This window comes from Proteus sp. G2626 (assembly GCF_009915985.1).
In the GTDB taxonomy this organism is placed as follows: Bacteria; Pseudomonadota; Gammaproteobacteria; order Enterobacterales; family Enterobacteriaceae; genus Proteus; species Proteus vulgaris.
Window position 1 is genome coordinate 54984 of record NZ_JAABNH010000001.1, and the last position, 8540, is coordinate 63523.

General features: G+C 38.2%; 9 protein-coding genes and 1 pseudogene. 4 read left to right on the forward strand and 6 right to left on the reverse strand.

Going from position 1 to position 8540, the window contains the following annotated elements:
* Positions 1–269 precede the first annotated feature (269 nt).
* A complete protein-coding gene (locus GWJ05_RS00250; RefSeq protein ID WP_036933139.1) occupies positions 270–1373 on the reverse strand; it encodes a glycerol dehydrogenase in 1104 nt (367 codons plus the stop codon).
* 271 nt (positions 1374–1644) lie between these two features.
* Between GWJ05_RS00250 and GWJ05_RS00255 the strand changes: the two genes are divergently transcribed.
* Positions 1645–2136 carry a hypothetical protein gene (locus GWJ05_RS00255; protein ID WP_036933137.1) on the forward strand — a complete coding sequence of 164 codons (492 nt, stop codon included), beginning with the start codon at positions 1645–1647 and terminating at the stop codon, positions 2134–2136.
* Between the two features lie 51 nt (positions 2137–2187).
* On the opposite strand, the gene GWJ05_RS00260 is transcribed toward GWJ05_RS00255, so the two are convergent.
* Positions 2188–2862, reverse strand: a complete 675-nt coding sequence (locus tag GWJ05_RS00260) for a 7-cyano-7-deazaguanine/7-aminomethyl-7-deazaguanine transporter (protein WP_036933136.1) — start codon at positions 2860–2862, stop codon at positions 2188–2190.
* Between the two features lie 206 nt (positions 2863–3068).
* Between GWJ05_RS00260 and tusA the strand changes: the two genes are divergently transcribed.
* The gene (tusA, locus tag GWJ05_RS00265; protein ID WP_036933135.1) at positions 3069–3323 is read left to right on the forward strand and encodes a sulfurtransferase TusA; all 255 of its coding nucleotides are present in this window, start codon (positions 3069–3071) and stop codon (positions 3321–3323) included.
* 87 nt (positions 3324–3410) lie between these two features.
* On the opposite strand, the gene GWJ05_RS00270 is transcribed toward tusA, so the two are convergent.
* Positions 3411–5777: a zinc/cadmium/mercury/lead-transporting ATPase gene (locus GWJ05_RS00270; RefSeq protein ID WP_036933133.1), complete on the reverse strand. Its 2367-nt coding sequence runs from the start codon at positions 5775–5777 to the stop codon at positions 3411–3413.
* 178 nt (positions 5778–5955) lie between these two features.
* Positions 5956–6582, reverse strand: a complete 627-nt coding sequence (locus GWJ05_RS00275; protein WP_036933132.1) for a lysoplasmalogenase — start codon at positions 6580–6582, stop codon at positions 5956–5958.
* A gap of 146 nt (positions 6583–6728) precedes the next feature.
* Here GWJ05_RS00275 and GWJ05_RS00280 point away from each other — a divergent pair, with 146 nt between their 5' ends.
* Positions 6729–7115, forward strand: a complete 387-nt coding sequence (locus tag GWJ05_RS00280; protein WP_036933131.1) for a DUF2500 family protein — start codon at positions 6729–6731, stop codon at positions 7113–7115.
* 80 nt (positions 7116–7195) lie between these two features.
* Here the strand turns inward: GWJ05_RS00280 and GWJ05_RS00285 are convergent, their stop codons facing one another.
* Positions 7196–7492 carry a DUF1145 family protein gene (locus GWJ05_RS00285; protein WP_036933130.1) on the reverse strand — a complete coding sequence of 99 codons (297 nt, stop codon included), beginning with the start codon at positions 7490–7492 and terminating at the stop codon, positions 7196–7198.
* Between the two features lie 17 nt (positions 7493–7509).
* Complete coding sequence (rsmD, locus tag GWJ05_RS00290) at positions 7510–8094, reverse strand: 16S rRNA (guanine(966)-N(2))-methyltransferase (RefSeq protein WP_036933129.1); 585 nt, start codon at positions 8092–8094, stop codon at positions 7510–7512.
* A 227-nt stretch (positions 8095–8321) separates the two neighbouring features.
* Between rsmD and GWJ05_RS00295 the strand changes: the two are divergent.
* A pseudogene (locus tag GWJ05_RS00295) lies at positions 8322–8540 on the forward strand (signal recognition particle-docking protein FtsY); the annotation flags it as partial.

The following is an 8540-nucleotide window of genomic DNA, read 5'->3' on the forward strand; positions in this document are numbered from 1 at the left end:
ATCGAGTAAAACAAGTACACCTTGCTTGCATAATATTTTTTTATGGTTGTCAGTATGGTTTCTGAAAAGACTTTATGAGTTAGATCTAAAGGTGCTTGATAATTGGTTGCGATGGCAATTTTGACTTGGCGATCTACAGTCTGATTTACGAGCTCTTTAATACCATTGGCGAGCATAAGGTTCTTTGAAACTAATACAATATTGACCATAAAGCACTTTTTTTGCCAATGTAAACAGGGAGAATTAAATACTCCCTGTTTACTCAGGTTTTAATAAAGCCATTCCCGACCTAATTGGTCGGCAGTTAAAATAGCGGCGTAAACCTTATCTGAATCAATATCAAATGGCATGTTATAAATTGTCTCTCCTTCTGCACAGCTTAACTCAGCCACTGCCATGATTTTTTCATTCAACTCGTCGCCTGTAGCGTTGATACCTAATTCTTCTAAGGTGACAGGTAAGCCCACTAAAATACAGAAGTCGAGAAATTCTTCTAATTCTTCCAATGGACTGTTTTCTAAAACTAATTGCACTAATGTACCAAAGGCAACTTTTTCGCCATGATACATATGGTGGCACTCTTCTAATGCGGTAAATCCATTATGAATGGCATGAGCGGCAGCAAGACCTGCACTTTCAAAACCAATACCACTTAGGAATGTATTGGCTTCGATAATATTTTCGACGGCTGTTGTGCAAACCCCGCGACTAACAGACAGTTTTGCTTTATAGCCATCTTCTAAAAGCGTGTTATAACAAAGTTCTGCCAAAGCAAGTGCTGCAAGTGTTGATTTACCTCCCGCCATAGTTTGTTTTTGCGCGTTGCTACAGGCTCTCGCTTCAAAATAAGTTGCTAAAGCATCACCCATACCTGCAACTAATAAACGGGCAGGCGCAGAAGCGATAACATTGGTATCCATAACAACCACATCAGGGTTGGTTGGGTAAAACAGGTAACTATCAAAGGCGCCGAGTTCTGTATAAATCACGGAAAGAGCACTGGTTGGGGCATCAGTCGACGCAATGGTAGGCGATATCACGACAGGGAGCTGACATTTATAAGCAACAGCCTTGGCAGTATCGAGTGTTTTACCACCACCAACGCCGATGATCACAAGCGATGCTTGGGCTTTTGCGAGTTCGGATAAACGATTAATTTCGTTATGTGTACATTCACCATTAAACAATTCGAAATGCCCATTAACTTCATACTGAGACATACTGTCTTTAACGGTACTGCCGACTAATTCCATTACAAATTTATCAGCAATGATCAATGCTCTATCACCAAAAGGCTTAGTGTATTTACCGATATGAAATAACGCATCAGGCCCTTGAATATATTTAGCGGGGGATTGAATAATTTTTAACATAATAGACTCCTACTGTTTATTGGTGAAACGAGAGAAAATCTGTATGCAACGTATTAATGATAGATAAAAAATGACTCATTTTTTATTCTCTCAATATCATACTAAATATATTGTGATATTAATTAAGAGTTAGGATGTTATTTAAGATTTTAGTCATGTATATATAAATATGTTGCCGATATTGAGAAATGTTCCTTTTTTCATATAAATTTATTTCTGAGTTGAGGTAAGCTTCATAAACAATTTAACTCATTAAATTTAAAGGACTATTATGATTATTACTTTACAAGGGCATGGCGCACCATTTCTAATGCGAAGCGAGTCTATGTTAATCAGTGGACATAGCAAAGATGGGATAGAATCCATAAAGATGGATCCCAAAATTAAGTCAATGGTTGGTTATACTAAAGTAATAAAGGAACATATTTCTGAATTACACAATACCAATATTTTGTTGAAATTGAGATCGTGCTATAGCGCTAATGGAGGACGATTTTGTAGCGCACAATATTTAGCTGACAAATTAGGTGCAACAGTAGAAGCATACTATGGTAAAACAACGCTACAAGGAGGTGTTGTAGGTAGCCTTACCAATCCAAATACATCTGCGAATAATAAAAAAATATTTCATCCTCACAGCTCTTCTATCGCAAAATCAATTACTTCGATTGGTTATAAAGTAGGGTATAAGTTTGTGGATATGATAATACCTTCTAAAAAGTTAGAGAATATGCCTAGTGTATTCTTTCAACATTCAAAATAAATTTATTTTAACTTCCCCTCATTTAGAACCGTTAAATGAGGGGAAGTTATTTTAATTTATCTCAACGAATTTTCTTTCAGAATTATTTTGTTGGGAAAAAAAGTAACGCAAAATAAAGTTCAGTAATACACCATAGGCCGGCAAGAAAAAAAACATACAAATGGTTAATTTGAATACATAGTCGACTAAGGCAATTTCAACCCAATTTGTCGCCATAAAGGTATCTGTACTGCGATAAAAGGCAATAAAGAAGAATGCGAGTGTGTCGAGTAAATTACCAAAGAACATTGCTGCACTTGGTGCTACCCACCATTTTTGTTGTTGTCTTAAACGATTAAAGACAGACACATCCATGATTTGACCTAACACATAAGCCATAAAGCTTGCTGTTGCGATCCTTGCCACCATGATATTGAAATCACCTAATGAGGTAAAACCCTGCCAACTTCCTTGAAAAAAGAGTGTTGATATCAGGTAAGAAATCGCTAATGCGGGTAGCATCACGGCAGTAATAATGCGTCTGGCAAGGGGGGCACCATAAATACGAACCGTTAAATCTGTTGCTAGGAAAATAAACGGAAAAGTAAAGGCTCCCCAAGTGGTATGAAAACCAAAGATGGAGATAGGTAATTGCACAAGATAGTTACTAGATGTAATTATCAGGATATGAAATAAAGAAAGCCATAACAGCGCTACCGCTTTTTGGCGGGGAGTAAACGTATACATAAATTGTACCTTTTTAGTGATTGGGGTGAGGGAACCCAATAAAACAGTGATTTTTCTCTTAAATGAGAGGATGCGCATAATACGCTGGTTGCGCAACAAAAGCAAAGATTAGCGATAATCCTCTTGTGCTTAATGTGCCGTGATGTAAATACGAAAGCGAGATATAATGACGGTATCTGTCAGTGTTAAGAAAAATGGTTAATAGAATGAATGCTCAATTTGATGATGCAACTAAAACATTAGATACGTTGGGGCTACGTTGTCCAGAGCCAGTCATGTTAGTCCGTAAAACCATAAGAAATATGGCATTAGGTGAGACGTTATTAGTGATTGCTGATGATCCTGCCACAGTGCGTGATATTCCTGGCTTTTGCCGATTTATGGAACATGATTTATTAAATCAAGAGACACAATCTGCACCTTATCGTTATCTTATCCGTAAAAAAGAGAGCAATCTGTAATTTATACTGTAAACATTGCTTATTATCGCGCTAAAAAATAACCCAAGCCCCACATACTGAGGTTTGGGTTTTGTTATTTTAGCGTGCTTACTCTTTGTTTGAAGCGCTAATTTTTACTCTTAACAGTCTTACGGCATTGGCTGTTACCAGTGCTGTTGCTCCTGAGTCAGCAAGAACAGCAACCCAAAGTCCAGTAATTCCTAATAAGCTTGTTACTAAAAATATCGCTTTTAAACCAAGTGCTATCGTGATGTTTTCACGGATAATTTTACGTGTCGCACGAGACAACTTAATAATTTCAGGTAAGCCAGTTAAACGGTTATGCGTTAATGCTGCATCAGCTGTTTCAAGTGCAACGTCTGTACCGCTTCCCATCGCGACACCAATGGTTGCGGCTTTCATTGCTGGTGCATCATTAATACCATCGCCCACCATCATTGTGTTATGCGTTTTACTGATTTCCATTACTGAAGTCACTTTATCTTCAGGCAGTAATCCTGCACGGAAATCCATACCTAATTTTTTCGCAATAGCGGCTGCTGCTCTTGGATTATCACCTGTTAGCATAACGGCATTGATGTTCATCTCTTTCAATAACTTCATTGATTCGACAGCATCGCTGCGTAAGGTATCTTGCATAGCAATAACACCGATAAGCTGACTCTCTTTTAATACGACTACCACGGTTTTGCCTTCATCTTCAAGGCGAGCAACCTCTTGTTGCCATTGAGAAGAGAGTAATGTGGCTTCTGATAATTGAGAAGGCGCACTCACCAGAATATGTTGGCTATTTAAATAACCTTCAATCCCTTTACCGGCTAGCGCTTTACGATCTTCTGCTTCAACAACAAGCACATCGTTTTCTTGCGCCTTATTGATAATCGCTTTTGCTAATGGGTGATGAGAACCCACTTCTACAGATGATGCAAGCGTCAGGACCTCTTTCTCATTAAAACCGGTTTCGGCAACAACATCAGTAACTTGAGGTTTCCCTTCAGTTAGCGTGCCTGTTTTATCTAGTGCGATAGTATTAACTGTGCCTAATTGTTCTAATGCTGCACCTCCTTTAATCAATGCTCCACGTTTAGTTGCGGCTGCTAAGGCTGATGTGATTGCAGCAGGTGTTGAGATAACTAAAGCACAAGGACAACCAATGAGTAACAGAGTTAAACCGCGATAAATCCATGTTTCCCAAGGTTGTGAAAATAATAACGGTGGGATAATGATAACTAGTGCTGAGAACAGCATAATAGCGGGTGTATAGTAGCGACTAAAACGGTCAATAAAGCGCTCGATTGGCGCTCTACGCTCTTCTGCTTCTTCGATCAGTTGCAAAATACGGTCAATGGCATTTTGTCCTTGTTCTGAGACCACTTTCATTTGCACAGATCTATCCACAGATAAACAGCCTGCAGCCACTTTTTCGCCTTGTAAGCGTTCTACAGGGACAGATTCTCCCGTTAATGCACTCTCATCAAAGCTTGCAAATGCGCTGACTAATTCAGCATCGGTTGGTAAACGTGAACCTGGTGCTATTTCGATAAGATCGCCTGGGCGCAGTTGCGCAACAGAAACGGTTTGTTTTTTGCCGTTTTTGATTAATGTGGCTTCTTCGGGAACTAGCGCCATTAAAGCACTTACACCACGACGAGCCCGACCTGCTGCGTAAGACTCTAACATTTCACCAATCATAAACAGCAGAATAACCATTGCGGCTTCTTCGGTAGCATTAATAAATAGTGCACCAATTGCGGCAACGCTCATCAATGTTTCGATAGCAAACGGTGTACCACTGCGAATAAGTTGTAAGGACTTTTTCACAATGGGGAATAGTCCAATCAAGGTTGTTGCGATAAAGGCTGCTCGACCTGCTTGAGGATCAATAAACTCTGCACCCCAGCTAATTGCCATTAAAAGTGCTAATACAATAACAAATGAACTTTCTTTCAAGAGACTTTGCTTAGCGACTTTTTTAGATAGAGGTGATGAGAGATCAAAAAGCTCAAAACCTGCACTATTAATTGCGGCAATGACATCAGCGCGTAAGTCACTATCTGCATCAACAACCAATTTTTCGGTGGCAAAAAGGACTTTTGCTTGTTTTACACCCACGACTTTGAGTGCAGCTGTTTCAATTTTTTGTGCGCAACTTGGGCAGTCCATGCCTTGGACTTTCCAACTAAAGCGTTGTTGTGCAATTTTCTCGGGTTCAATATTTGAAACAGGGGCGTTGATATCACAACCTCCATGACCATCGTGATCGTGATTGTGAGAATGCTTGCTGTGATGCTCATCCTCGCATTCAGGATCGCTTTTATCTATTTTAGTATGAGAATGTCCATTTTCAGTATGTGAGTGCGTACTATTCTCAGAGTGCCCTGAACAGCATTGAGAACTTGAGCAACAAGCATCGGTATGTTTATGATTATCGTGTTGATGAGCATGTTTAGTCATAACGGGCTCTCCTTGTTCAACGAAGTAAAGTCTAATTTCATTTATTTGATAAGTACTTTACAGCTTGGAGTAGAGTCCAGAGTCAAGATGTGTGATAAAAATTCATTGTCAAAAAATGCGAATTAAGTTGAAAAACTAACCCCTTGATTTAAAAATCAAAACAAGGGGTTGATTAAAACTAAAGGAACAATGCTCTAACAATAAAGAAGTGCCCAATAAAATAACAGGCGCTGACAAGCCCTTTAGATGCTGTAAAAGAGAAGCGGAATCGATTGATAAGCCATATAGAGTAAGCAATTACTAACAATAGAGAGCCAATCATAATAGATAAGTTGTAATCATTACTTAGGTAAAAGAATTTTTCACCCGCAATCCAAAACATGGCAAATGCGGCTAATAACGTGAGAGAGGCCGGGATTGCTAATTTATCGAGTTTTGTCCAAACAATGGCTAAAATGATAATGAAAGCAAGAATAACGAACCCAAGTAAAGGAAGATAAAACGAGAGTTGGAGTGGTAATAAAAAACTCACCATATAAAGAATATAACTCAGGAATACCAAGGCAATGGATGGTAGTAAATACTTACCATCAAATATTCTTAATAGATCAGAAAGCAGCGTTGCTAATAACGCGCCAACAATCAGGTAGCTATTAATATTGTGTTCAGGGACTTGCCATGCCCAAAGTAATAAAAGAAGTAGTGTAATAGGACGGAATAACCATCGTTGCCAATTAGGTCCACGATATGCGGCATCGATATAAAGCCATCCTGAGAATAATACCGCGAGAAAAGGCCAACTCATAATATCTCCCTTATATTCAGAACTGTTTTATTATTCATAACAGAAAGCTTAATTTAAGAATAGCGGTTAATGACGAAACTGACGGACTCATTAAAATAATATAAGCACACTGCTTTTTAATCCATATAACAATAGGAATTAATGTAATGAATAAAGCAGCGATTATTGGTATTGCAGTACTGATCATTATTATAGCATCGGCAACGCATCGTTTTTTTGAACAGCGAAAACAACGAGTAAGTGACGATAATGCACCTGTAAAACTTTATATGGTTGAAATAATAGATAAAAAAGAAGTCGCGGCAAATGAAAGGCGCTCAAGAGAAAATGACGTGAATGGTCCAGAAACAACGTATTATTATCAAGTCACCTTTCGTTTAACTACTGATGAGCGTAAAGATTTGGTTTTGAATATTGATAAATCTTCTTATCTAAATATTGAACCTGAAATGAAAGGACGTTTATTTATGCAAGGCAGTCGTTTTGTGAAATTTGAAACAGATGTACCAATTGATGAGCAAAGTAAAAAATAAGCAAGAGTCTTTATAAGATTTGCAACCTCTGGGGTAGATGGGCAACCCCAGATAATTGCGAGGGTATACGAATATTACGACTATTGTTTCGTTTTATTTTTCTGTTTTTCTTCGTATTCTTTTCGTAACTCTTTTTGTATTTTCAATAGTTCAAAAATACCAAAGAAGAAAATGCGAAATTGTTGAGCTGTTGATGGTTTTTGATCTTTAGGTTGTCCCGCTTTATACATAACGATTTGTAATCCATGCATAATTACCATAAAAATCAATGCAATATCCATAAAATACTTTAAAGGCTTAGGAAATGGGGAAATAATATTTAAAAACAGAAAACCCCAAACACCAACCATTAAAAATCGGCCTAAAAAGATTAACATAGCAACTCCATAAAAAATTAAGCAGATAAACTGCGAATATAAAGGCGATACGCAACTTGTCCTGCGATCTTCTCTCTATGCAATGTCCAATGAGGCGGAATAGTATAAGTTTGTGCTTTAACTTCTTCCTCAATATAAATATAGCAATCTTGTGCTAACCAACCGTTATTTTCTAATAGTTGGATAGTGTCAGACAACATGCCTTTATGAAAAGGGGGATCTAAGAAAACCACATTATAAGGCGTGCCTTGTTTTGCGAGAACGGATAATGCGCTGTCTTGAATAACATGTCCATTATCAGCATTAAGTAAGGCTAAATTTGCAGTAATTTGTTTGGCAACAGGACGCTCATATTCGATAAACGTGGTTTCACGAGCATAGCGAGAAAGTGCCTCAATTCCTAAGCCACCACTACCGGCAAAACAGTCGAGACAGCGTGCATCTTGAATGATGGGCATAAGCCAATTAAAGAGCGTTTCTTTCACTCTATCGGTTGTTGGTCGTAATCCTTGACTATCGAGAACAGGGAGTTTACGACCACGCCATTTCCCGCCAATGACTCTAATTTGTCCCATTGGGGCTTTTTGTGGTTTTTTGGCCATATTATTTGATTTATATCGTTTAAACGTGATTTCTGGAGTGTCTTTTTGAATAAGGGATCGGTGTCTATTAATATCTTGATGACTTCCCTTGATTTAATCCGGAATAATTTACCATAAAATTCGTATAAAAGATGCGTTTATCCATGATCAAATGATAGACTTCATTATTATTTTCAATATCGTCAATGTAATCGCGCCATGATTTAGTGCGAGGAGTTTAGTAGCTAATGGCAAAAGAAAAAAAAGGTTTTTTCTCGTGGCTCGGTTTTGGGCGTAACAAAGAAGAAAATATTGAGCAAGAGAAAGAACAGCAACGCTTAGAAGAAGAGCGTTTAGAACAAGAGCGTTTAGAGGTAGCACGTCAAGAAGCAGAACGCGCAGAGCAAGCACGTTTAGAACAAGAACGTTTAGAACAAGAAGCTGAACGCCTTGCGCAAGAAGAAGCA